This is a genomic window from Sphingobacterium sp. 18053 (assembly GCF_902706145.1).
GTDB classification, from domain to species: Bacteria; Bacteroidota; Bacteroidia; order Sphingobacteriales; family Sphingobacteriaceae; genus Sphingobacterium; species Sphingobacterium paramultivorum.
Window position 1 is genome coordinate 331,994 of record NZ_CACSJW010000008.1, and the last position, 24,959, is coordinate 356,952.

At 38.1% G+C, this 24,959-nt stretch carries 23 protein-coding genes and 1 tRNA gene; 6 read left to right on the top strand and 18 right to left on the bottom strand.

The window, feature by feature from the left end:
- Positions 1-65 precede the first annotated feature (65 nt).
- The 7 genes from GVK91_RS20045 to GVK91_RS20075 form a co-directional block, all read right to left on the bottom strand.
- The gene (locus tag GVK91_RS20045) at positions 66-833 is read right to left on the bottom strand and encodes an MBL fold metallo-hydrolase (protein WP_153848273.1); all 768 of its coding nucleotides are present in this window, start codon (positions 831-833) and stop codon (positions 66-68) included.
- A gap of 356 nt (positions 834-1,189) precedes the next feature.
- The gene (locus GVK91_RS20050) at positions 1,190-2,317 is read right to left on the bottom strand and encodes a glycosyltransferase (RefSeq protein WP_153848272.1); all 1,128 of its coding nucleotides are present in this window, start codon (positions 2,315-2,317) and stop codon (positions 1,190-1,192) included.
- Positions 2,318-2,323: 6 nt separating this feature from the next.
- On the bottom strand, positions 2,324-3,274 hold the full coding sequence (locus GVK91_RS20055) for a glycosyltransferase family 2 protein (protein ID WP_075993353.1): 951 nt from the start codon (positions 3,272-3,274) through the stop codon (positions 2,324-2,326).
- Between the two features lie 98 nt (positions 3,275-3,372).
- Positions 3,373-3,975 carry a DUF4199 domain-containing protein gene (locus tag GVK91_RS20060; protein ID WP_075993354.1) on the bottom strand — a complete coding sequence of 201 codons (603 nt, stop codon included), beginning with the start codon at positions 3,973-3,975 and terminating at the stop codon, positions 3,373-3,375.
- 4 nt (positions 3,976-3,979) lie between these two features.
- Complete coding sequence (locus GVK91_RS20065; protein WP_159731031.1) at positions 3,980-4,654, bottom strand: hypothetical protein; 675 nt, start codon at positions 4,652-4,654, stop codon at positions 3,980-3,982.
- A 4-nt stretch (positions 4,655-4,658) separates the two neighbouring features.
- Entirely contained in the window at positions 4,659-5,927 is a 1,269-nt protein-coding gene (locus GVK91_RS20070; protein ID WP_159731033.1) for a dihydroorotase family protein, read from the bottom strand.
- Positions 5,928-6,142: 215 nt separating this feature from the next.
- Complete coding sequence (locus tag GVK91_RS20075; RefSeq protein ID WP_159731035.1) at positions 6,143-6,712, bottom strand: UbiX family flavin prenyltransferase; 570 nt, start codon at positions 6,710-6,712, stop codon at positions 6,143-6,145.
- Between the two features lie 349 nt (positions 6,713-7,061).
- Between GVK91_RS20075 and GVK91_RS20080 the strand changes: the two genes are divergently transcribed.
- Complete coding sequence (locus GVK91_RS20080; protein ID WP_075993358.1) at positions 7,062-7,712, top strand: ankyrin repeat domain-containing protein; 651 nt, start codon at positions 7,062-7,064, stop codon at positions 7,710-7,712.
- Here GVK91_RS20080 and GVK91_RS20085 read toward each other — a convergent pair.
- Together GVK91_RS20085 and ribD are read right to left on the bottom strand one after the other, a co-directional pair.
- Positions 7,709-8,992 carry a DUF2851 family protein gene (locus GVK91_RS20085; RefSeq protein WP_153848267.1) on the bottom strand — a complete coding sequence of 428 codons (1,284 nt, stop codon included), beginning with the start codon at positions 8,990-8,992 and terminating at the stop codon, positions 7,709-7,711. The genes GVK91_RS20080 and GVK91_RS20085 overlap by 4 nt on opposite strands.
- Positions 8,993-9,058: 66 nt before the next feature.
- Positions 9,059-10,105: a bifunctional diaminohydroxyphosphoribosylaminopyrimidine deaminase/5-amino-6-(5-phosphoribosylamino)uracil reductase RibD gene (gene ribD, locus GVK91_RS20090; protein ID WP_153848266.1), complete on the bottom strand. Its 1,047-nt coding sequence runs from the start codon at positions 10,103-10,105 to the stop codon at positions 9,059-9,061.
- 34 nt (positions 10,106-10,139) lie between these two features.
- Here ribD and prmC point away from each other — a divergent pair, with 34 nt between their 5' ends.
- The 3 genes from prmC (at position 10,140) to GVK91_RS20105 (ending at position 12,869) form a co-directional block, all read left to right on the top strand.
- Positions 10,140-11,000, top strand: a complete 861-nt coding sequence (gene prmC, locus GVK91_RS20095) for a peptide chain release factor N(5)-glutamine methyltransferase (protein WP_159731037.1) — start codon at positions 10,140-10,142, stop codon at positions 10,998-11,000.
- 115 nt (positions 11,001-11,115) lie between these two features.
- Positions 11,116-11,188, top strand: a tRNA-Lys gene (locus tag GVK91_RS20100).
- 643 nt (positions 11,189-11,831) lie between these two features.
- A complete protein-coding gene (locus GVK91_RS20105; protein WP_153848264.1) occupies positions 11,832-12,869 on the top strand; it encodes a LacI family DNA-binding transcriptional regulator in 1,038 nt (345 codons plus the stop codon).
- A gap of 95 nt (positions 12,870-12,964) precedes the next feature.
- Here GVK91_RS20105 and GVK91_RS20110 read toward each other — a convergent pair whose 3' ends face one another.
- From GVK91_RS20110 to GVK91_RS20125, 4 genes are read right to left on the bottom strand one after another with little or no spacing between them, the layout of a single operon-like run.
- Complete coding sequence (locus tag GVK91_RS20110) at positions 12,965-13,810, bottom strand: hypothetical protein (RefSeq protein ID WP_159731039.1); 846 nt, start codon at positions 13,808-13,810, stop codon at positions 12,965-12,967.
- Complete coding sequence (locus GVK91_RS20115) at positions 13,807-14,190, bottom strand: GntR family transcriptional regulator (RefSeq protein WP_070567719.1); 384 nt, start codon at positions 14,188-14,190, stop codon at positions 13,807-13,809. Before GVK91_RS20115 ends, GVK91_RS20110 begins: the two co-directional genes overlap by 4 nt.
- A 1-nt stretch (position 14,191) precedes the next feature.
- Positions 14,192-15,001, bottom strand: coding sequence for a hypothetical protein (locus tag GVK91_RS20120; protein WP_153848262.1), 810 nt, complete (start codon positions 14,999-15,001; stop codon positions 14,192-14,194).
- Positions 14,985-15,836 carry an ATP-binding cassette domain-containing protein gene (locus GVK91_RS20125; RefSeq protein ID WP_153848261.1) on the bottom strand — a complete coding sequence of 284 codons (852 nt, stop codon included), beginning with the start codon at positions 15,834-15,836 and terminating at the stop codon, positions 14,985-14,987. The genes GVK91_RS20120 and GVK91_RS20125 overlap by 17 nt, the downstream gene beginning before the upstream one ends.
- Positions 15,837-16,559: 723 nt before the next feature.
- Between GVK91_RS20125 and GVK91_RS20130 the strand changes: the two genes are divergently transcribed.
- Positions 16,560-17,036 carry a hypothetical protein gene (locus GVK91_RS20130; RefSeq protein WP_159731041.1) on the top strand — a complete coding sequence of 159 codons (477 nt, stop codon included), beginning with the start codon at positions 16,560-16,562 and terminating at the stop codon, positions 17,034-17,036.
- Here GVK91_RS20130 and GVK91_RS20135 read toward each other — a convergent pair whose 3' ends face one another.
- From GVK91_RS20135 to GVK91_RS20145, 3 genes are read right to left on the bottom strand one after another with little or no spacing between them, the layout of a single operon-like run.
- Positions 17,037-17,813: an enoyl-CoA hydratase/isomerase family protein gene (locus GVK91_RS20135; RefSeq protein WP_159731043.1), complete on the bottom strand. Its 777-nt coding sequence runs from the start codon at positions 17,811-17,813 to the stop codon at positions 17,037-17,039.
- Positions 17,814-18,653, bottom strand: coding sequence for a hydroxymethylglutaryl-CoA lyase (locus tag GVK91_RS20140; protein WP_159731045.1), 840 nt, complete (start codon positions 18,651-18,653; stop codon positions 17,814-17,816).
- A gap of 6 nt (positions 18,654-18,659) precedes the next feature.
- Positions 18,660-19,808 (bottom strand): acyl-CoA dehydrogenase family protein, encoded by a 1,149-nt coding sequence (locus GVK91_RS20145; protein WP_070567729.1) that lies wholly within the window; start codon positions 19,806-19,808, stop codon positions 18,660-18,662.
- 154 nt (positions 19,809-19,962) lie between these two features.
- Between GVK91_RS20145 and GVK91_RS20150 the strand changes: the two genes are divergently transcribed.
- A complete protein-coding gene (locus GVK91_RS20150) occupies positions 19,963-21,570 on the top strand; it encodes an acyl-CoA carboxylase subunit beta (RefSeq protein ID WP_153848257.1) in 1,608 nt (535 codons plus the stop codon).
- 91 nt (positions 21,571-21,661) lie between these two features.
- On the opposite strand, the gene GVK91_RS20155 is transcribed toward GVK91_RS20150, so the two are convergent.
- Together GVK91_RS20155 and GVK91_RS20160 are read right to left on the bottom strand one after the other, a co-directional pair.
- On the bottom strand, positions 21,662-23,590 hold the full coding sequence (locus tag GVK91_RS20155; RefSeq protein ID WP_159731047.1) for an acetoacetate--CoA ligase: 1,929 nt from the start codon (positions 23,588-23,590) through the stop codon (positions 21,662-21,664).
- A gap of 122 nt (positions 23,591-23,712) precedes the next feature.
- Positions 23,713-24,759, bottom strand: a complete 1,047-nt coding sequence (locus tag GVK91_RS20160) for a ferredoxin--NADP reductase (RefSeq protein ID WP_159731049.1) — start codon at positions 24,757-24,759, stop codon at positions 23,713-23,715.
- Positions 24,760-24,959: the final 200 nt, after the last annotated feature.

Sequence of the window (24,959 nt, forward strand, 5' to 3'; positions counted from 1 at the left end):
ATACCTAAATCTATTTTTTATAGGTATAACAATGAAAAAAGAACTATAGTTTTATTTTAAATGGATTAGCTAATTTCAAACTGTAATCTATCGTAAGCTAGAAACATATTTTCGGGCAATTCTCTGGAAACAGCTTCATGCAGTCCCATTCGATGCCCTATATGTGTAAAATAGGTTTTATCGGCATGAATGTCATAGGCAAATTCAATCGCCTCATCCAATGTTAAATGTGAAATATGAGATTCCTTTTGCAAAGCATTTACCACGAGAACCTTTACTCCTTCCAATAATTTCCGTGATTCTGCGCTGATAAATTTCGCATCAGTAATGTAGGCGAAATCTCCGATCCTAAAACCCAAGACTGGCATTTTATAATGGAGAACCTCAATAGGCATAATTTCTTTCCCAAATAAAGACAAGGGTACACCGGCCTTTATCTCCTCCAAATCCAACCTCGGAGCTCCGGGGTATTTAACTTCAGTAAACGCATAATAAAATTCTCGCCTTAGCGCTTCATGGAGAGCTGCTGTACCGTAAATAGAAATTGAGCTATGCTGCTGATAATTAAATGCCCTTACGTCATCTAAACCAGCAATATGGTCTTTATGTGAGTGTGTCATTAACACCGCATCCAAATGCATAACTTTTTCGCGCAACATCTGATACCTAAAGTCTGGGCCAGTATCCACAACCAATGTATGTTGATTGTATTCAATAAGAATAGAAGAACGTAATCTCTTATCACGTCTGTCTTCAGATTGACAGACCTGACATTGGCATGCTATTACAGGCACCCCTTGTGATGTTCCGGTTCCTAAAAATGTTATTCTCAAGCTACAATTTTTGATTTCAATATTTCTTCATAAATCGGAAGAAGTTTTTCAGAAATGGCTTCCGAATCAATTTCAATATCCAATAATATGTTCCACAATGACTGGATTTTTATTTCAAGATTCGAAAACTTATTGACTACTACAACTTTTGTCGTCTGCAACATACAAGCGCCTGTGCGGAATGAACCTTTCTCGTATCTAACTTTATACCCTTGCTCCTTAAAAAACTCTTCTAACTTAGTTAAACTGCTTTGTGTAAACGGCAACAAAATCTCTCCTTCCTTTTAAATTTCTACCTCAGTCTTCCAAACTTAGATAAATTTGATTTTATATACAAATAAAATCACTGCTACTCATCAACGCGCCAACTTAAGAAGTTCATTGCCAAAAGTATCCCAGCTGTATTTCCTTTTTTCATCGATAATATTCGTTCTAAATTGCTCTTCTTTGTTGTAATGGTAAAATGAAAAAATACCGTCGGCTATTTGACGGGCATCAGGTTCCACAACATAACCAACGTAGCCATCTTGAACCAATTCCGGCAATCCCCCAACATTACTCACAATCATGGGAAGATCAAAATGATAAGCAACTTGGGTAATCCCACTCTGTGTAGCGCTACGATAAGGCAACACAACGCAATCCGCAGCTGAAAAATAACGCCCGACCTCCTGATTTGGAATAAAATCGGTATGCATAAAAATAAACTCTTCTAGTTTATACTTTTTTATAAGCTCCAGATAGGGAGCAGGGTCACCATAAAACTCTCCGGCAAGCAATAATTTAACACCGAGATCGCGAACCTTGGAATTAGCTAATGCTTCTAGCAAGATATCTAAGCCCTTGTATTGACGAATAAAACCAAAAAACAATACGACTTTATCCTCTTCGGCAATCTTAAGTAATCGACGTGCTTCCTTTTTACTTTGATGCGCACCATAGTTATCGTAGAGTGGATGCGGCGTATATACCGCTGGCATTTTCGGGCTTAACATTTTCAGATCTGCCAGCACACTTTTACTCATAGTGAGACAAGCATCAACAGATTTCAAAAAGTAGCGGATCAACGTCTTATCACCTATGCGTTGTTCATGAGGGATTATATTATCAGCGATACATACAATTTTAGTATGTTTATTTTTTCGAACCTGTCGCTGGATTGTTCCTAAACAAGGCCCAAAAAACGGCATCCAAAATCGCACGATAAGCAAATCGTAGTTCGCCTTCCTAAGCTCCCTACCAACCTTTATCCAATTAAGTGGATTAATAGAATTCACTGTCGTTTTAATATGAAGACCGGTTGGTGCAGGCTCATCTGAATATTGCGACTTTCCTGGGAAAAGAAAATTGGGATACTGCAGACTAAAGGAATAGATATCCACTTCATGACCTAACTCCTGAAAATGGGATGCCAATCGTTCATTAAAAGACGCTATCCCCCCTCCCCTCAATGGATAGGCGGATCCTAAAATCACAATTCGCATAATTATTTAGATGACTTTCTCAATTTGATAATCATTCCGATCTGAGCTGCTTCTAGAGACTAACTCTGCCAAAAAACCTGTCAGAAATAATTGTGTTCCCAAAATAATCGCTGTCAGCGCAAAGAAAAATAATGGCTGATCTGTTATATCTCTAAATGGTGTACCGCTAGCTATACTCATCAGTTTGTGGCAAATCAGATAAATGGAGATAAATAAACCTGCAAGAAAACTAATCACCCCCATAACACCAAAAAAGTGCATCGGTCTTTTCGCAAATTTGCCGACAAAAAATATAGATAATAAATCCAAGAAACCTTTTACAAAACGGCCCGGACCAAATTTGGTTGTACCGTATTTACGTGGGTAATGCTGTACAACCTGTTCCTGTATATTGGTAAATCCAGCCCATTTCGCAATAACGGGTATATAACGATGCATCTCGCCATAAACCTCAATGTTTTTAACAACATCTTTTTTATAAGCTTTAAGACCACAGTTAAAATCATGCAGGTTATGAATTCCAGACATAGATCTTGTTACCCCATTAAACAATTTTGTTGGGATTGTTTTGGTCAATGGATCATAGCGCTTTTGCTTCCAACCCGATACTAAATCCGCTCCCTTGTTGACGATCCGATCATACAGTTCAGGAATCTCATCTGGACTATCCTGTAAATCAGCATCCATTGTAATAACAACATCGCCCTGTGCAGCAGCAAAGCCTACATTTAAAGCCGCAGATTTTCCGTAATTGCGTCGGAACTTTATCGCAGAAATATTCGTGTTCTTTAACTTCAACTCTTCAATAACTTTCCAAGAATTATCTTTACTCCCATCATCAACTAAAATAATTTCATAGGAAAAATGATTGGCCGCCATAACACGGTCGATCCAAGCTGTCAATTCGGGTAAGGATTCTTCTTCATTAAATAAAGGAACAACAACAGAAATATCCATGTGAATGTTAATCATGCTAAAAATGTAGTATTATTATACCAACAAAGGTATTACTTTTTCAGTAATACCTTATAGGGTCAATTTTATTTTATTAAACACTAATTGGTCTCTTGCTTAATCACCAATTTTTCTCGTTTTGTCAAGGCTGATAATAGTAATGCAAAAACAAATTGAAACATCAATGTGATTGCCAATCCTTTGAACACCTGCCCTAAGGTTATCTTTCCTATAGCATCAACTTGCTTTTCAAGTTCTGCGATTTTTGAATCTATAACTTCATCTGGCACATTGTTTTTCTCCATATACTCAATGGTAACGTTAATTGTATGCGTCACCACCTTTTCTTGTAAAGTTGGATTAATGAAATTAACATACAGTTGCGTACCAATAGTGGAAATAATCGTAGAAATAGCAAGCATCATAAAGATCGATTTCAATGCTATAGAAAAATTCCAGTATCCACCATTTGCTTTCCTAAGAGAGAAGGCGAACAGCGCAGAGATAACAACAAAAATCCCCGTATTAACAATAAATGACATCGACATTACCCCCCAAAAGGAATTTAAGTCTTTGACAACAAACAAAACAACTAATCCTAGAATAAAAGAAATTATTCCTAAAATAACACCATAGATAATACTTTTCTTTTTGTCGATTACCGCATCAAATCCTACATTACTTTGGTTGAATGATTCTGCCATAAAATTATTTGTTATAGTAAGTACTAATTATTTGGTAAAGGGCGATATCAAAAGCCTTATTGGAAGAAGCTTCAGCATACTCCTCAAATTGCTTTTCAGATGGTTTCAACTCGCTAAAGAAACTCATAATAGGATAGAAAAGTTCATAAACTTCGCTTCTCGGATTTATTCCTTTTCCTACTTTTGCAATTTCGGCATACGGGCTATCTACGACAATTTGATTAGCAATGATATCTTCATAAATTTCATGCTCATCTTGGAATTCATCTTCATCGACCAGTAAAAATTCTTTTAGGAAATCATCCAGTTCAGGTTCAATCTCATCATCCTTACATTCCCCTAAATAAAGAAAAATATTCAACAATTCTGTTCCACGATCTATTGTTTCATCTTCGATCGCTTCCCATTCCTCAGAATCCAAATAATCATCTTCCAGTTTTAATACGTCATTGGAGAAAAAGTTCATCAATAAAAGATCGACATATACTTCACGAAGTTCGTCAAACAACGGATAGTCATCAAAAGACTGATCCAACAGTTCTAATTTCTCTAGATAGCTGGCCTCCGTATTGAATACACCAATAATCTTTTCGAGAAACTCTGCGGCTGTCGAGATTCCATCAACCTTGCCATAATTTAATATACCTGCCTCAACGGCTGCTTTAAGATTTGCTTCCATGGTTTTAATCGTTTTTTATGATTTGACTATTATTGATGACCAATTCGACAGCGCCTTTTAATGTCTGTCCGAACAATGGAGAATTTTTTGATTTGGATTTATTGGTTTTCTCATCGAAGTTCCATGTTTTCGCTGAGTCAAATACGACAAGATTGGCTACTGCCCCTTCTTCAATAAGAGGAACTTCAAGTCCTAGAATCTGTCGGGGTCTAACTGAAAGACTATTGACAATTTGTTCTTCGTTTAATCCAGCACGAACCATGAGTGGCAATACGGTCTGTAGTCCAATAATTCCATTTTTTGCAATATGAAATTCTACATTCTTAAATTCTATTTCATGTGGTGTATGTTGCGAAACGACGGCGTCAATAGTACCGTCCTTAATTCCTTTAAGTAATACCTTAAGATCTGCCTTTGTGCGTAACGGCGGGCTCACCTTATAATTGCTATCAAAACCGACAATATCTTCGTCAGTAAAGACTAATTGATGTGCAGCAACATCACATGTCACTGGAAGACCTTTTGCTTTTGCTTTTTTTATCAGGTCAACGGCTTCTGGTGTGCTAATGGATGCAAAATGAATTGGAGCTCCGGTATATTCCGCCAAATACAGATCACGAGAAACCATTAACGATTCGGCAAGATTGGGAATACCCTTCATCCCCAAATAAGTACTCATCGCACCTTCATTCATTTTGTTTCCACCTGCCATAGATTCATCTTCAGCATGTGAAAAAATCAATCCATCGAATCCCTTCGCATATAACAACGCTCTGCTCATTAATCCCGCCTGCTGTACACTCCTATTTCCATCACTGAAAGCGACAGCACCCGTTTGCTTCATATCAAATAGCTCGGCTAGTTCCTTTCCTTCTCGCTTTTTACTGATAGCTCCAATTGGATGTACATCAACAACATTTCCTTTCGCTGTATTGACAATAAGTGCAACTTCAGAACGGCTTTGAATCGCCGGTTCGGTATTTGGCATTACAGCAACTCCAGTAAATCCTCCGGCTGCTGCTGCTGCGGTTCCACTTACAATGTCTTCCTTGGTTTCTAATCCAGGTTCTCCAAAATTGGCATGTAAGTCAAAAAAACCTGGCGCTAAAATTTTTCCGGCGCCATCGATGGTCTCTATGTTTTTATCAGCTACTTTGACAGATTTTCCAATCTGTGCAATCTTTCCCTTTTCGATAAATACATCAACTTGCTGCTGATGAAATTCATTACCAGGTAAAATTACTTTAACAGAAGTAATCAATAAGCTTTTCATATATGAATGTGATTGAAATTAAAAGGATACAACTTATTTATCGAAGCATATAGCGTGCGCAGTGTTAACAGACAAACGGTGGCTTTATCACTATAAATCATATAGCTGCAAATAACTTTTTCGCGTGATGCCTGTGATTGCTTCATTTCGAGAAACAAAGTTACAAAATACAAATTTATTAAAGAACATTAAAAATAGATTTCAACGAGGAATAACTAGGCATTTTCTCCCCACTGATAATGTTTAAATTCAAACCCTGCAAGACTCAAAATCCGATCAACCACCGTTTCTGCAACATCCTCCAAAGTCTTTGGCAAACTATAGAATGAAGGTGATGCAGGACAAATGATACCTCCGGCCTCTGTCACCAATTTCATATTTTGAATATGTATAATACTTAGCGGTGTCTCACGGGTAACCAAAATCAATCTTCGTCGTTCTTTTAGCATTACATCTGCCGCGCGAGTTGTCAGATCAGAAGAAATTCCGTGGGCGATCCTTGATAATGTCCCCATTGAACACGGACAGACAATCATCGTATCATAGCGAGCCGATCCTGATGCAAAAGGAGCAAAGAAATCACCCTTATCATAAAATTTGAACGGTATATCCTGATAACTCTCATCGCCTAACTCTGCACGCCATACATCCTTCGCATTATTAGACATTACAATTCCAACTTCTGCGATCTGTGTTTTTAATACCAATAGTTTTTTAAGTAAAACTTTAGCATAGATTGAGCCGCTAGCTCCAGTAATGGCAATAACAATTTTTCTCTTAGACATCTCTTTTAAAATAATAAAAACAAAGCTATAAAAAAAGGGTCGTAGTGAGAAACACCCGACCCTACATCTACCTATGAAAAACATGCCCTTGGGAGGGGCTTAACAAAAGTACATCTACTTTTTAATTTACAAAAACATTATGCGCATTACTACACATTTGTGTATATAAAATACCCCAAAAACAACTTTTTTCCGGATTTTAAGATCCAATTCACCCCGTAAAAACACCCTTCTTCTAAATTTCAGTTCAATCTCAAGCAAAATTAAATACAAATATTTTCGCAAATCAAACATTTATTCTCATCAATAAAGTCTATTTTAGTGACAACGTTAGACAATTTGTTAAGACATGAACCTTTCCGTTTTAGAACAATATATTGAAGAAGGCAGAAGCCATGATATCGACTTATTATTGATTGGAAATCCCGAACTTTTACAAGAAACAACGAGTCATGGAATTTCTCCCCTCCTATTGGCTTGCTATTATAACAAACCCCAGATCATTCGGACACTTTTACAACACACCAAATCCATGACTATCCATGAGGCCTGTGCGGCTGGATTAACCTCATACCTGGAGGCTATTATTTTGCAAGCTCCATCTGTTGTCAACGAATGGTCATCACAGGGTTTTACGCCATTGACCTTAGCAACATATTTCAACAAAGCAGACATTGTCCGTCTTTTACTATCCAAAAAAGTCAATCCGAATGTTGTAACCAAAAATGAACAACTCACCACTGCACTACATATTGCTGCGGCAAACAACAATGAAGAGATCGGCAAGTTGCTTATCGATGCTAATGCAAATGTCAATGCCATTCAAGCTACTGGCGAAACTCCACTTCATTTCGCTGCTCAATTTGGTAATATCGACTTTATTGTTGCCTTACTCGAAAATGGAGCCGACACCAGAGTCATCAATATTTCAGGATTAGCTCCAATGGATATGGCATATGAAAAAGGCCATAAGGAGATTGCAGAGATTTTAAAGAACTAATTTCTTTTTAAAATTTCGGACCCAATGCTGCAATGAAGGCAGCGCTTCCTATCACAATAAAATCTCTTTAACTGCAAAATTCCTTGACTTTGCAATGCGCTTTGAACATGCCAATCATATTGAGCGAATTGTCTCACAACAACATTTTTCTCTGCAGGAAGCTGCTCCAAAAGATCTAGCGCTTTATCAATATATGACTGAATACTAAAATATTTACCGTATGAAAAAAGAAATACGATAATCACATTAATAACAAGCGTGTCAATAGTTTCTTTACCCAGCCGAACCGATGTTTTTACCTTCGTTTTTGTACCAAAAGAAAAATATCCCGCAAAACAATCAGCCGGCGACTCTATCTTAAATAATTTTCGAGCAGCCTCCAAATCATCCACAGCCAAAATCTTTGCAACACCCAACTCGTTCTTACTAAACAAAACAGCTAATTGCGTGATTCGCCGTTCAGGAAAATTATAAGGTCTCATTCTCATCCTTTTCCAAACCCCATAAATAGCCTCTATACCATGAATATGTTTTTGATACTCAAATTCACCAGCTAGCCGCTTCATATACTCGCTTTCTTGTCCTTGAATTAACAGCCTGCTTATCCCAAAGAAAAGAGCCTCTATTTTAAACAGGTTTGAACGATATTTTTGTAAAATGTTCCAAGGTAATTTTTCCCCAAGCTCCTGAAATGTATCTGCATTAACTTTTAATCCCATACATCTGCAGATCCATACCCATAAAGTTTTTTCCCAATCCGTATTAAATTGTTTTAAAATCACCAACATTTGTTGAACTTTCATTTCTAGCCGTTCGATAGCTAAAGCACTCAGCCACATGGATTTTTTAAAAAGATCAATAGAACCAAGCTGAAATTCACAAGGTATCGAACTTTTTGTATTCATCATCGCTGAATACCGTTCCAACAGATGCTGTTCCACATATTCCGAAAGCACCAATGTCGGTATCGATGTCCCATCATTTCGGTAGATAACTTTATCATTTTTCCAAACCACATGTAAGATAACGTTATTATAAACGACATCTTCCTGATGACAATGTCGATCCCAATCCGAAGATTGGATATGCATCTCGACATGACCAAACCAATCATTACCTTTACACCTAATATGTGACATGAGAAAATCGGGGCCGGAATCTGTATTATATTGCCCCACATGAACAACGACCAAGGGTTCTCCATCAGTAGAATTCAACCCATTTGCACGGAATAGCCGAAGTTTCCAGATAAACTGCATTAAGTTTTCTGTAACTAACATAATTGTAATTTTAGAATTAAATCAACCGGCTATGGCTTATAATTCCTTAAATATACAATTTAATAATTACTGTTTCTTATAGATCTTTAAAAGATCATTGGAAACCAATTTGCTTTCTAGCAATTGTCCCTTAAATTGAGGAGCCTCAATCCCGTTCAATAATGTTGTTGCAGACTCAAATACCCTTGCCTCATCCCAGAGATCCGCATCTATAAACATTTGCAGAGTAGCACGCCCTCCTTCTATGATTATTGACTGAACATCCATTAAATAAAGTTGATAAAGAATATTCTGCGGCAGATACAACCCATAATTTTCAAGCTCAATATACTTCACATTTGCTGTCCATTCTGTCTTTTTAGCATTGAACACAATTGTATCAGCTTGATCATTGAGAATATTGGCATCTAGTGGAATAGCAAGATCTCTATCTAAAAGAATACGCAATGGGTTGCTACCCTGCCATTCTCTTACGGTCAGACTGGGATTATCTACGACTGCAGTATTTGTACCAACCAAAATAGCATCTTCCTCCGCTCTCCAACGGTGAACCAACTGTTGGCTTGCGGCATTACTTATCCAAACCTGCTTCCCCTCTTGTCCTATAAAACCATCCTTAGTTTGTGCCCATTTTAAAATAACATAGGGGCGGAATTGACCGATACGTGTAAAAAACCGACGATTGAGCCATACGGCCTCTTTTTCCAGTAAACCAATTTCAACCTCAATACCCGCTTCCCGTAGTATTTCCACTCCTTTGCCATTGACCTTTGCGAAAGGATCCAAACAGGCTATAAAAACTTTCAAAGGTTTCAGCTCCGCAATCATATTAGCACAGGGTGGCGTCTTTCCATAATGCGCGCAAGGTTCAAGGCTGACATAAAAAGTACTTTCCGCGATAAGCCGCTTTGCCTTTTCCCCATACTTTTGCATAACCTGTTGTACAGCATTGACCTCAGCATGTGGTCCACCATACGGAGAAGTATACCCTTCGCCGACAATTTTACCATCCAAAACAATGACAGCCCCAACCATTGGATTGGGACTTACTGAACCTGCACCCATTTGGGCCAGTTCCAAACAACGATGCATATATTGCTTGTGCATATCCATAGATACAAATCTATGAAAATCGTACCTTTGACACATGAAAATACTTCAAGATTTCGAATTATTATTTCAACATGAGCTTCAGGAGTTATATGATGAGGATGAAATAAAAGCACTATTCTTAGTGGTTGTTGCCGAAAAGTTTGGGTTAAATAGAACCAATTATCAATTGAGAAAAACAGATATCGTCAACGAGGCGGATAAGGCTGAAGTACTTAGCATCCTTCAGGATTTAAAAAAGCACAGACCTATACAGTACATACTCAATAAAGCAGATTTTTATGGCGAAATTTTCCAGGTCAATGAATCGGTCCTCATTCCACGCCAGGAAACTGAAGAACTTGTCGATCTGATCATCAAAAACCACAAATCTTCTCAAAACCTAAAAATTATAGATATCGGAACTGGCTCTGGCTGCATCCCTATCACCTTATCAAAGCATCTCAATAATGCCCTGGTAACAACGATAGACATCTCAAAAGAAGCGATAAAAACAGCACAAGAAAATGCTAAGAATTTAAAAACTCAGGTTCAATTTATCAATGCGGATATATTTGAATGGGAATACATTTTCTCCGACCAACAATACAATATCATTGTATCCAATCCGCCCTATATAACCCCGGGAGAAAAGCAGCATATGAACCAAAACGTATTGGCTTATGAACCTGAGCTCGCATTATTCATTGAAGAAAGCGCTCCGCTGATTTTTTATGATGTTATTTCATCCTTTGCACTTAAACATTTAACCCCAGATGGAGATCTATATTTTGAAATCAATCAATATCTCGGTGCAGAAATGAAAGAACTTATGGTCAAAAAAGGATTTGAGCAGGTCAAACTCATAAAAGATATCAATGGAGCAGACCGAATAATCCATGCAAAAAAAGCGCGATAAAAAATAATCCGTTTATTTATTAAGCAGTTAAGGCCTTTTCGTCAAAATTTGCACGCAATAATTTGGCATATATCAAAAGAAATTCTACCTTTGCATCACTTTCAAAAACAGAAAGGATTCCGTAGCTCAGCTGGTAGAGCAATACACTTTTAATGTATGGGTCCTGGGTTCGAATCCCAGCGGGATCACTAAAGAAAAGCTAATCGCAAGATTAGCTTTTCTTGTTTAACACTCGCAGAAACTCCTTTTTGTTCTGCAAAAATTACCGGCAAAACCGAAAAGCTACGACAAAACCTATGTGCAATCCTATTCAGCCTATAGTTACCGAGGATCTTATATTGCGCTGTTCTCACAAAACTATTTTCATTATCAGTTGTCTCTATTTATACAGACAAAAATTTAAATAATGAAAAGGCAATTAACATACATAATAATGTCATCCTCTTTTTTCCTTATTACAAGCTGCTCCGTAATAGAAGGGATATTTAAGGCTGGTGTTTGGACAGCCATCCTCATCGTGGTTGTTATAGTCGCCCTTGTCCTTTGGCTCATCAGTAAACTTTTCGGCGGCCCCAAATAACAACCTCCTCTTTTAACAAACTTTTCGACACTTTTCGCCCGAATACAAACAACATCTCATCAATTCTCATTAACAACGCTTTTCTTGATCTCCATTTGAAAACATGTTTTTTATCTTATCTTTATAATTTCAAGAATTTACGGGCTCAATACATTAAAAATAGTAACCGATAATTCAAGAATAACTCTAGTGCTATCTTACCATCGTATTAACGCTAGAACATTTGTAATCAATGAAAGAGGATCGAGCATATGAAGAGATTTACATTAAAAGAGATTGGCCAACAGTTAAACCTATCTCCAGGAACCATTTCCAAAGCACTAAACGATAGTCATGAAATAAGCGCAGAAACAAAAAAGCTAATTTTAGATTTTACGCAGAAAATCAATTATATACCAAATTTCTCCGCAAAAAGCTTAAAAACGGGGCGCTCAAACACCTTAGCAATCATTGTTCCATTTATCTCAAGCTCATTTTTCTTTGATTTCTACGAAGATATCTCGCACATTCTATCGCAGACGAATTATAAACTGATCCTATTGCAGACTTTTAACGACGAGAAAAAAGAAAAAGAAGCGCTAGAACTTTGTGTACAGAGTAATATCGAAGGAGTAATCATTTCCCCTGTAAAAAATGATTCAAGCTTATCGCTTTTGTTTTATATGATGGAACAGGTTTGTCCTGTTATTATTTTCGACCGAATAAACCATCAGCTCGATACATTCAAAATCGGAATCCAAAACAACAAGGTCATCTACCAGGCAACAGAAGAAATGATCAAAAACAGAAGAGAAAATATCATTCTTTTACTATGTAAAGATATTGGCGGAAATGTAAGCCGTATAAAAGGATATAAAGATGCACTCTTCAACGCCGGCGTACCCTTCAAAGAAGAAAATATTATAGAAATATCCTATTCCAGCCCCAAGGACAATATCGATGACGAACTGGAAAGCAAAATAAGTACGCTATTAAATAGGCCCTTTGCTCCAAATGCACTCCTCTCAACGACAGACACCTTATCACTAAAAGTTTTACACATATTAAATAAATTGAAGGTGAAAATTCCTGATGACATGAACTTAATTGGCTTTAGCAACACCCCTTTTGCCAACAGTCTCAATCCATCTCTAACAACAATCACCCAACCAACACAGCTAATGGCAGAAAAATCAGTGGAGCTCCTCTTGCAGATGTTAAAGAAAAAAAACAAAAAGAATTATTTCGAATTCGAGACGTATTTTTTGGACTGCAGTATCGAACACCGAAAATCTACATCATCCCTTTAAAGAAAAAGTCAAAATTCCGCTATGGAATTTTGACCTTTTCAGAAAATACCGATCTCTATTATTAACGATCGACCGCAACATCCACCAATTAAACCCTACTTAATCAATGATCGTAATGCATGGACAGGCAAATCTATTTTAGTGTCATTGGATAGATTTCCGTTCAATGTTCCCCATTGCAAACTATCTAAACGGACAGATGATTTGCCTTCAGTTTTGATATTCAGAAGACCAACTTTGGCTTCAGGTCCTTTCCTATTGAAATATACTTCTGAATTGTTTGCCACAATATCTGCACTTTGATAATTCGTACGCGGAAGCCCCAAAACACTATTCGTTGTGTTAACAAATAAACGACCGACAAGAGAATTCCCCTTACTGTCCGTCCCGCCAAGATCGTCAATAGTGGAGTTTGTCAGGTTCAGGTTCAACGTATTTATAACGGATTTCTCCGCAAGGGAAAATACCTCAACGCTATCACCCACAACAGTCAACTCGTTCAACTTGGCAGATAACTCGTTAATACCCGTATTTTTTAATTTTAAAACCTTAAGATCAGGTGAAAAAATATAAATTGACTTATAAAACCCCTCTCCTCCTGATAAAAGATCTAAGGTAAGATTGCCAGATTGATCGACATTCGTTTTCACAAAGTCGGCTTGACTTTTATTAACTTTAACCATAAACTTATCACTTTTCACCCAATACAACCCTATACCACTTGCATTGGTACCTACAATATAAAGCTTATCGAAAGCTACCAAGGGAAACGACCGGTAATAAACATCCTTTGCATCTGGCTTAGATACCTCCTGCTCAACATCAGCATTATATTCTTTCGCATCAACCCGATTTATACGAACAAGGTAGGATGCGACAAGCATCGGAACCGCGAATAAGCCTATTGCTAATCCCATTATTATTTTTGTACTTAATTTCATGACTCATTTTGATTAAAATTCTGACTTACAAACCGTCTATAACGTTGTTCTAACTCATCCAAACCGATTTCCAATAAATAAATATTACGAAAAAACAAGGGAAGATCTTCTTCTAGAAAAATTGCCTTTCTATATAACTTCACATTCTTCACCGATTCTTGTGTCAGAAAAAAACCAATCCCGCGCTTATTGGCTATAATTTCTTTCTGCTGCAACATATCGTAGGTCCGCATTACAGTATTGGGATTAACCTCCATCTGAACTGCCAATTCCCTTACTGAGGGGAGTTTTTCATCCACTTTCCAGGTCGCTAGTAAAATATGATCACATACGTACTCAGCAATCTGAAGGTAAATGGCTTTATTTGCATTGAACTCCATATTAAATCTCCTTTTCTTTTAACCTTAAAAAAGCAACCGCCCAAATCATTATGGTAAGCAACACTCCTACAGCGCCGATCAATGCAAAAATATGATTTGAATCAGACCAATAGTTATTATCCATTGTACCTACGGTATCCTGAGTCTGGGTTTTCATTAAGTAAACAAAAAGACACATCCAAACAACACAGTAAAGCACAAGAAAAATAGCCGTCTTTACATATTGATAGTTTTGGTAGACGATCCCACCAAGTAAGAAAATTGCATTCAGAAGAATTGGTACAAAACAAAAATAATAAGCCGGTTCGGGGTATTGAACCTTGAAAAAGTACTGCCATAGATCCACACTGACCGCCTCTCCTGATGGCTGTACTTCATTTACAACCACAGAACCAACGCTCCTCAAATAAGAAACAAATGCCAAATCGATCAAATAAAAGACCAATAAGTATGAACCAATACTCACGACAACCGTATAGAATAAGCTGACCAGAAACTTTTCCAATTGTGAAGCTGGAATCATCAGCTCAAAAATCGCCCGAGTCTTCTTCCCTAAATCAGCAAAATAACTGCTCGAGACAACCGTTACAAAAAAGAGTCCCAAGATACAAAACAACGGTGCTCTGAAATTTAGCAACGAATAAACAGTATTCTTTTTGATATCATCATAATTTGATCCCAAATTAACTGCATAAAAACCAAAAATTACCCCAGCAATAATCCCTATTGACATCAGATAAATTCGCCCAAAACCAATCCATTGTCTTCGAATCAGTGCAAAAAAACGCGTAGCATTAAATAGATTTGACATATTCATCATGTTTAATAAGGTCCGTAATTTTTTCCTTGCACTGTAACACTGCATTAAATAGCAACTCCAAATCCAGTTTCGAATCTTCTACCGCCGAGTTTGGGAGAATAACATTAAAACCGCCCACTCCTTCTTCGGAATAGAGTGTATCCAAAGGCAACTCTCTTACTTTTTTAAAGCATAAACGATCAGTAATCACATACATCGGAGCGTTGAGTGCGACCTTATGATCATCAAGTAAAATAACAGCATCAATAAGATTATCCAGATCACGCACCTGATGTGTGGAGATAATCACACATCGATCGTCAGTAATGGCAGAAGCCATGATCTTTCGAAACTGAACCTTAGAAGGAATATCCAAACCATTCGTTGGCTCATCCATGATGATCACTTTTGTTTTAGACGCTAAACCGAAAGAAATAATATATTTCTTTTTCTGTCCATAACTCATGTTTGCTAATTTTTGCTCAATGGGAATATCGAACTCACGGATAAGCTGATCAAAATATACCTGATCGAAGTTGGGGTAGAACCCTGCATTAGCTTTCAGAAACTGTTCTGATTTTACGGCAGGGAGATAAAACTCTTCCGGAATAAAACTAATCTCCCTTAACAAGGAGGGTTCCCTTCGATTAGGGTTATGCCCCAGCACATCAACTCGTCCCGAAACAGGATATACCAAACCGGCAATATTCTTAAGCAAAGTTGATTTGCCAGCACCATTCTTCCCCAACAAGCCATAGATATGCCCCTGCTTCAATTCAAGATCCATATGAAGAAAGAGTGGCCTTGATTTACTATAGCTGAAATTTAGATTTTGGATAGTAACCATACTGCTGTATTATTTAATTAATACACTAATATAGAAACGAATTTTATATAATTCCAAAAATATTTTAAAAAAAACACAGGCAGAGCTTTGCTTACGCTCAGGCATTGCCTTAATTTAACAGCGCAAATCGGACATAGGTCAACATAAATACTTAATTCATGTAACAAACATAATAACTTGACAAATAAATTGTTATTAAGATACATTATGAAATTCGCAATAAACAAAACGTAACTTTGGCGATACGTATTATCGGTGTTAAAAAACTGAACAAATTAAAACTATCCGCCAAAAGTAAAATAACCGCATTCTAAGCCGAAATAAATTAAAACCATACAAACCCCTTGAGAATGACAAACAGCACCTCAGAGTGGCTAAAAACAGCCAAAAATAAAACACACAAGAGCAGTATTGATTGTTCAATAGGAAACACCTTTGTTCTTGCAATCATTTGAGCTGTCTATTTGAACCAGTTAATTGTTATTCTGCACCTGAACGATAAACAACAAATTACACGCAGCAGTAGTATTAACCAAGAGTTAAACAATATACAAAACAATCTAATAATCAAAATAATAAAAAATTTATATAAACAATAAATACACATAAATATGACATACCTTGAACAACAGATTAGTCAACTGATGAAAAACCGCCGTCTATTTTATGCGATGATATTGCTTAAAATAGCATTAAATCTATTTTATTACCATCTTTGTCTGTATGATGAATTACATTTATCCTTTCATTCTAGCGATGCATTCTTTATGGAGATGGGAGGTACTGATTGTACTAACGATTAGTCTCGTGAATTTTTTTTACAAAAGAAAAAAGGAACTTCCATTCTCCCCTACCGATCAATTTCTTGTAAAAACTACGGTTATTTCTTTTTATATTCAGCTAGTTTTAGGTTTTAGCCTCTATGTACTGAGCCCCATCACACAATACTTCCTGCAACATTTTGACGAAGCAGTTCACCTCAGGCAAATTCGCTTCTTCGGCATGGAGCACAGTAGCATGATGATTATTGCCGCAATCTGCTTAACATTAGGTGCCCTTAAAAGCAAAAACGCCGATACAAACGATCGACGTTTTAAAATATTATTAATCTGGTTTGGACTAGCTCTCCTGATCGCTCTTAGCTCCATTCCCTGGGAATTCTCGCCGCTGACAAGCAGACCTAGTTTTCGATCATTTTAATTAGCTATTTTGCCAGTTGGCTTTTCTTTTATTTCGCATTGCATCCATTCCCTCTTTGAAATCATTGGTTTTACGTAAATCTGCCAAGCTCTCCAATAGAAAGTTATACTTATCATCATAATCTTGCTCTTTTAATTTTCGCAGTGCTACAAAACCCCGTGATATAGCCAAGGGAGCATTTTCCAGAATCGTCCTTTTCAATTCAATTAATACTGTTTCTTCAGCATCCAGCATGCCATACAAGATTTCTTTTTCCAAAGCCTCCTCAGCAGAAAAAGACCGACCGCTGATACAGAGATCCATCGCTTTTCGTTCAGGCATATATTCTGTAAGCAACGCCAACACCTGAAATGGAAAAAGTCCAATTTTCACTTCAGGCAAAGAAAAACGTACATGTGGGAGAGCAAACAAATACGTACAGGATAATGCTATCAAAAAACCACCTGCAATAACATCTCCCCGAACAACACAGATTGAAGGCTTATCTAAACAGGCAAATATTTCTGCCAGTGACTTTTCAACCTTGGGAATTGCCGAATTTCCAATATCTAATGTAGGGTCCTCAAAAGCTTTAAGATCCATACCAGCACAGAACACGGGACCCTCAGCCTCTATTTGTACTAAACGAACATCAGGATTGCTATTCGCCAAATTCAATGCATAGGCTATTTCGCTCACCATTGTCGGACTAAAAGCATTTCTTTTATCCGAACGGGCTAAGGTCAAGTTGAACACATGCCCCTCAACGTGCACTTTAATAAAATTCAGTTTTTCCATCTACAAAATCATTTGTCTGAAGCTATGCTCCAATCCGATTATTTCAGCATCAGTTCCTCGTCCAAAATAATGCAACAACAGCTCTGAAGGTATATTACCGACCAAATCATCTTTTGCAAATGGACAGCCGCCATAACCGAGCAATGCGCCTTCAAATTTACGGCAACCTGCGAGGTAAGCTGCTTCAACCTTTGCAAGACTTTCCTCTCGCCTTGCATGAAAATGTGCACCTACTTCCAGTGTTGGAAAACGAGTTTTAACAAAACTAAATAATTCTGAAATCTGATTTGCATCGGCTTCTGAAGTTGTGTCTGCCAAAGAAAATTCCCGAATGCCAAGATCGCATAATTTTCCAATCCACTCTTCTACCAAAAGTGGGGACCAAGGGTCACTATATGGGTTTCCAAAAGCCATGCTAATATATACGACCAGAGATTTATGCTGTGAGTCGACCAAAGCTTTCATTTCTTTTACCTGCTGATAAGAAGCCGCCAAGCCCATATTGGTATTTCGAAGTTGAAATGTTTCCGATATTGAAAATGGATACCCTAAAAAGTCGATTTTTTCCTCTAGAACTGCCTCCTGCGCACCCCGAAGATTGGCAACAATCGCCAATAACTTCACTTTCTCATTCGTTCTGATTCCTTCCAATACTGCTTTTGTATCCACCAACTGCGGAACTGCTTTCGGCGAAACGAAAGATCCAAAATCAATAACATCAAACAGCCCACTTTCGATTAACGTATTGATATGTTTAATTTTCTTATCTGTCTCAATAAAGTTATGAAGCCCTTGAACAGCGTCTCTTGGGCAATCAACCAATACAACTTGCTCCCTCATAATATGCTATAAAATATCTTTCTCAATCTCTCTAGCGATCACCATTTTCTGAATGCTTGAAGTCCCTTCACCTATTGTACATAACTTGGCATCTCTAAAAAACTTCTCGGCAGGATAGTCCTTTGTAAATCCATAACCGCCAAAGATTTGTACAGATTCATTCGAGACACTAACGGCAGCCTCTGACGCATAAAGTTTAGCCATCGCACCAATTTTAGAAACACGATCTCCATGATCCTTTAAATAGCCTGCCTGCCTCGTCAACAGTTCACTGGCTTCCACCTGTGTAGCCATATCTGCAAGTGCAAAAGAAACCGCCTGAAATTCGTAAATCTTTTTCCCAAACTGCTCACGCTCGTGCGCATATTTCAACGCGCACTCGTAAGCTCCGCGTGCAATACCCAAAGAAAGTGCCGCAATAGAAATACGTCCGCCATCCAATAATTTTAAGGCCTGCACAAACCCCTGCCCTTCTTCACCGATGAGTTGATCCCGATGAATCCGACAATTATCAAAAAACAGACAGGCAGTTTCTGAGGCGCGCATCCCCAATTTATTTTCTTTCTTTCCTGCGGTAAATCCAGGTGTACCTTTCTCAACAATAAAAGCTGACATCCCTTTTTTATCTCCCTTAGCCCCCGTCCGCGCAATAACGACAGCAACACTAGAACTGATGGCATGCGTGATAAAATTTTTAGAACCATTTAACACGTAGTGATCACCATCTCTCTCAGCAAATGTCGTCATTCCACCAGCGTCCGAACCAGAACCTGTCTCTGTAAGTCCCCAGGCACCGATCCATTCAGCTGTCGCCAACTTTGGAAGATAACGTTTCTTCTGTTCTTCACTAGCAAAGCTTAATATATGATTTGTACATAACGAATTATGCGCTGCTACGGAAAGTCCAATTGAGCCACACACCTTGGAAATCTCATCCAAAACAGTAATATACTCCTGGTATCCGAGTCCCGATCCACCATATTCTTCTGGAACGATCACACCCATGAAACCGTGTTCGCCTAACTTTTTAAAAACTTCTATTGGAAATATTTGGGCTTCGTCCCATTCCATCACATAAGGTTTGATATGATACTGTGCAAAATCTCGTGCACTTTGTCTGATCATATCCATTTGTTGTTTATTTTCAATAAACATAAGCATGAATATTAAATTTACAATCGGTAATTCAATTCAAATATATCAAAATATTTAGGAATAAAATTGCAAATATTTTAAAATTTTATTTTAAATTTATCTAAAAATAAGAAATTCTTAATTCAACAGCTTTTTAAAACCAAGATTATAAATTATGAAGGAGCTACTCGCATTACTTCGCCAAAAAAGAGAAAATTTAAAACTAGGTGGTGGCATCGATAAAATAAAAAAACTGAAAGAAAAGGGCAAAATGTCAGCCTGGGAACGAATAGAATATCTACTGGACCCAGACCGAGAATATCTGGAAATAGGCATGTTTGCCGGCGAAGGAATGTATAAAGAACATGGTGGATGCATAAATGCAGGTTGTGCAGCGGTACTGGGCTATGTAAAATCCAAACTATGTGTCATCGTCTCTAACGATGCAACCGTAAAAGCAGGAGCCTGGTTCCCTATTTCTGCCAAGAAAAATCTACGCGCACAGGAAATTGCCATGGAAAACAATCTTCCAATTATTTATTTGGTAGATTCTGCAGGCGTATTTTTACCGATGCAGGATGAAATATTTCCCGATAAAGAACACTTTGGCCGCATATTCCGTAACAATGCCCGAATGTCTTCCATGGGAATACCTCAAATTGCAGCAATCATGGGAAGTTGCGTGGCAGGTGGCGCTTATCTCCCTATTATGTCCGACTACGCCTTTATCGTCGAAGGAACAGGCTCTGTTTTTTTAGCAGGCCCATACTTGGTCAAATCTGCGATAGGTGAAACCGTAGATGCTGAAACACTCGGCGGAGCTTCTACCCATTCGGAGATATCCGGCGTGACAGACAATAAATTTCCCGACGACCAAAGTTGTTTAGAGGCTATAAAAAATGTTATCGATAAAATCGGTGGAAATCCAAAAGCTAATTTCAACAGAAAGAAAAGCCTTCCTCCAAAAACAGATCCGAGTAAAATAGTAGAGATTCTTCCCGAAGACAGGACAAAACCTTATCGTATGCAGGATATCTTGAATGCAATTGTAGACACAGAGACTTTAGAAGAATACAAACCCGATTATGGAAAAACCATTGTATGCGCCCTCGCACGCGTAGACGGCTGGGCTGTCGGGATTGTTGCCAATCAACGTGAAATTATCAAAGCCAAGAAACCCGGCAACGCAATGGAAATGCAGATGGGCGGGGTCATCTATAGTGATTCAGCAGATAAGGCAGCGCGCTTCATCATGAATTGCAACCAGCAGAACATTCCACTTGTGTTTTTTCAGGACGTCACTGGATTTATGGTAGGAAGCCGATCAGAACAAGGGGGGATTATCAAAGACGGAGCGAAAATGGTAAATGCAATGGCCAATTCCGTAGTCCCAAAGTTCACTTTTATTGTTGGAAATAGTTATGGCGCAGGAAACTATGCTATGTGTGGAAAAGCGTATGACCCACGACTAATCTACGCTTGGCCTACTGCCCAAATGGCTGTCATGAGTGGTGCCGCTGCAGGCAAGACACTGTTTCAAATCCAAGAATCAGCCCTAAAGGCCAAAGGTCAAGAAATCAATGAAGAAGAAAAAAACAGTCTCCTTAAATCAATCGAAGATCGGTACAACGAGCAACTGAGTCCGTATTACGCTGCTGCAAGATTGTGGGTTGATGGAATTATAGCACCTGAAGAAACACGAAAAGTCATCAGCATGGGAATTGAAGCTGCCAACGAAAAGCCTATCCTAGAACGGTATAATGTTGGTGTTATACAAGTCTGAGTGGAGTAAAATTAAATTAGAAAACCCCTCAAACGATAAACTTCGTCATCCGAGGGGTTTACTAATTAGGTATTTTTATAGCATACTATACTTAAGATCTTCTCCAGATTTTACTGATCGCTTCAAAGTCTAACAAGGATCCTCTGTTCCGCATAATATCTACTGACACCGCTTTTTCTACGGGCATCCCAGAAAAAATCTTCTTAATAGGCAGCTCCAGCTTTTTACCGCTTAACGTGTAAGGAATAGCCGCTACCTGAAAAATATCGTCAGGCACATGTCGCGGACTATATTGCTGGCGAAGCTCCCTTTTAATCTCCCCTTTTAACGCATCATTCAATAAACCATTGTCCAATTGAACAAAAAGCAACATATCAGATGATCCATTTTCATGATCCACACAAATAACCAAACTATCCAAGACCCCTTCAGTTCTATTTACTACATTATAGATCTCTGCAGTACCGATACGTACGCCCCCCCGGTTCAGGGTTGCATCTGAACGACCGTACATAATTATTCCATCATGTGCAGTAATCTTGATCCAATCACCATGACTCCAAACACCACTATATTTATCAAAATAACTATCAAAGTATTTTTTATTCGCTAAATCATTCCAAAAATAGATGGGCATACAGGGCATGGGAGCTAAAATAACAAGTTCCCCCACCTCTCCATAAAGATGATGACCGTTCTCATCAAAGGCTTCTATCTTAGCTCCTAGGGTGCGACATTGAATCTCTCCTGCATAAACATCAAGCAATGCACACCCCGAAAGAAAGGCACTACAAACGTCTGTACCACCACTTAGCGAGACAATTTGACTCTTTGGAAACTGTACATTTAGCCATTCAAACACATCTGGTGGAAGTGGTGAACCTGTCGATCCTATTGTTTTCGGCTGATAAGCCATGGATTTTAAATCTTGATCCTGACAGGAGATGAGATAAGCAGCGCCAACGCCAAAATGATCCACCTTGCTTTCCCGAGCAAAGTTCCATAAACTCAATTTATCGGGATAATTCGTAGCCCCATCATATATACACAATGTATTTCCCATTAAAAGGGCCGAAAGCGCGTAATTCCACATCATCCATCCGGTAGTGGAATACCACATGAATCGATCCCCCTCTTGCACATTTTGATGCAGTCCAAGTGCTTTCATATGTTCTAGCAGCATACCACCAACTCCATGTGTAATGGCTTTGGGCTTGCCAGTAGTTCCCGAAGAATACAAAATCCATATTGGAGCATCAAAAGGCATTGCTGTAAATTGGAGCTCAGCTTGTGTAAGATCCTTTTTCAGAATCTCTTCCCAAATATTGTCATCAATCAAAACACAAGCCAGTAAAGATGGTAGCCGCAGAGAAAGTTGTTTAATACTCTCCGCCTTTTCAAAAAGACGGCCATTATAGTAATAACTGGAATTTGCGAAGAGCACTTTGGGTTCAATCTGCTCAAAACGATCCTGAATACTCGCCTCCCCAAAGTCGGGCGAACAACAGGACCAAACAGCACCGATGGAATTGGCAGCCAAAAATAACGCAACAGCTTCAATGCCATTAATCAATACGCCAGCTACGCGATCTCCATTTTGTACACCTAATTCTTTCAAGTAGACCTGAAGTTTGAGAACCATGGATTCCAACTCAGTCCATGACACCTCTCTTTTAGCTTGCTGTTCAGATTGAAAAATTAATGCGGGACGCTTTTCCGTTGTGTTTCGAAATACGTGTTCAGCATAATTCAAGGTAGCCCCAGCAAACCACTTTGTTCCGATAAAGCTTGTAGGATCTGCTGGCGACTCAACAATAGTTGTAAAGTCTGAATGAAACTTTATATTAAAATAGGTGGCTATACTCTTCCAAAAACTAGCCAGTTCCGTCGTAGACCATGCCCAAAGCTCCTGATAGGATGGAAAGAATAAGCCATGCTCCTTCTCAACATATTGTTTAAACTTATTGATCTCAGATTGAGATTTTTGCTCTTCTGTTGGGCTCCAGAGTAATTTCCCCATAATAGTTAGATATAAGACGGTTATATCCAAACTTAGATAAATTTACTTGTATATGCAATTTTAAATATTTCTGGCGCCTCATAACTGCACACCATATTTTTGGATTAAATACCAATGCTCAATTATAGTACTTCAATAGCGGTATTCATTTCTACTGGATGCGCCGTGCACAAAAGTATTCTTCCTTGTTCAACTTCGCGATCTGTTAACACCTCATTATAGTCCATTCTTACTTTCCCCCTTGTACACTGCGAAATACACGTACTACACATACCGGATTTACAGGAATATGGCAACTTAATTTTATGCTCTAGCCCTATATCTAAAATAGATTTATTGTAGGGAACCTCTAGATTATAAGTTTTACCTTGAAAAGATAGTTCGATGGCATAGGTTGTTGTATCGACTTCCTTTTCAGTCTCATCATCATCATCCTCTTCATTTTCGGGCAATAGAAATGTCTCTCGTTTTATCTGATTGGAATCAAATCCCATCCCCAAAAGTGTAAAACGACATAGGTCCATATAAATCACAGGGCCGCAAGTATAAAACAAGGCATCTTCCTTATTTCCAAACAAATGATCGTTAACAATAGCATGTATATAATCTCTATTTAGCCTGGCTTTCATTAAGTATTTACTATTGGAGTAAATCCACACAATAGTTAAGCGATCAGGAAATCGATCTGCCCAGTGCTGCAATTCCGATCGGAACGGTGTTAACTCCAGCGTACTATTACTGTAAATTAACACTATTTTGGACTTACTTTCAGCAAGAAGCGCTGTTTTCAGAATAGCATACAAGGGTGTAATGCCAATTCCTGCAGCAAACAAAAATAAGGTCCGAACCTTTTCCGGTTCAGGTTCATATACAAATAAACCCTGAGGTTCCATTGCATTGACGATATCCCCCTCCACAATAGCATGGTGGAGCAGTCGGGATATTTCCCCATTTTCGACACGCTTAACAGTGATACTTAAGGGCTCATTATTATCAGGCGAACTATTAAAAGAATAAGAACGACGTACCTCACGATCACCAAACACAAAAGAAAGTGTAATAAACTGCCCAGCTTTATAGGAAGGATAGTCTCCTGCTATAGATTCAAGCTGAAAAGTAATGTTATTATTAGGTTGGGGGATAATTTTTGAAATCCTTAATGTATACATAAATCAAACTTAGCTAAATTTGACTTTATAAACAATTATAATTCTCTAGCTACCCTGCCCTAAGACTGCCTTGAATCGCTCGTAAAAGAATGCAAATTATGTGTAGCATAAACCAAAATTTAAAACAATATATGCCGACTTAAAAGATGAATTTATAACAATTTTGTTGTATTACAATTAACAGACAATTCTTGCACAAT